Origin of the sequence: Kluyvera genomosp. 2 (assembly GCF_036759865.1) — a bacterium.
Classification (GTDB): Bacteria; Pseudomonadota; Gammaproteobacteria; order Enterobacterales; family Enterobacteriaceae; genus Kluyvera; species Kluyvera ascorbata_B.
This window is the reverse complement of sequence record NZ_JAPKIA010000046.1, coordinates 1-591: the sequence shown is the minus strand read 5'-3', so window position 1 is coordinate 591 and position 591 is coordinate 1. Positions and strand designations below refer to the sequence as shown.

1 protein-coding gene is annotated in these 591 nt (G+C 54.3%); it reads left to right on the top strand.

Annotation, left to right across the window (positions count from 1 at the left end; translation table 11 throughout):
- Nucleotides 1-44 precede the first annotated feature (44 nt).
- Nucleotides 45-278, top strand: coding sequence for a replication initiation protein (locus V6942_RS23360; protein WP_227661511.1), 234 nt, complete (start codon nt 45-47; stop codon nt 276-278).
- The last annotated feature ends 313 nt before the right edge of the window (nt 279-591 follow it).

Below are 591 nucleotides of genomic sequence, written 5' to 3'. Positions count from 1 at the left end.
ACTTGTCGTCAAAATCGGTGTTGCAAAAACGGGAGTGACCATAGATTCCGTTTTCCAAGCGGCCCCCTTCAGGCTTATGGGTTACTACTCATGCTTGGTTAAATGACCGTTTCCTTTTGCTGGAATCCCAACAGAAGAACTTGGCAGAGTTGAAACGATCTTTCCTTGATCCTGCACTCAAGCAGATAAATGAGAAAACACCTTTACTTGCTAAGTATAGTATTGATGATTCAGGAAAATTTCTGTTCTCAATAATTGATAAGCAAAATCCCGTCTGACATAAATCAGCACACATGAGCCTGTCATTTGACAAATTTTTGTCATGAAGATGGGCGAATTTCCACACAGCACCGGCGCCCGGCAAGGTGGGCGGATTCCCACACGGCACCGGCGCCCGGCAAGGTGGGCGGATTTCCACACAGCACCGGCGCCCGGCAAGGTGGGCGGATTCCCACACGACAGCGGCGCCCGGCAAGGTGGGCGGATTCCCACACGACAGCGGCGCCCGGCAAGGTGGGCCGATTCCCACACAGCACCGGCGCCCGGCAAGGTGGGCGGATTTCCACACGGCAGCGGCGCCCGGCAAGGTGG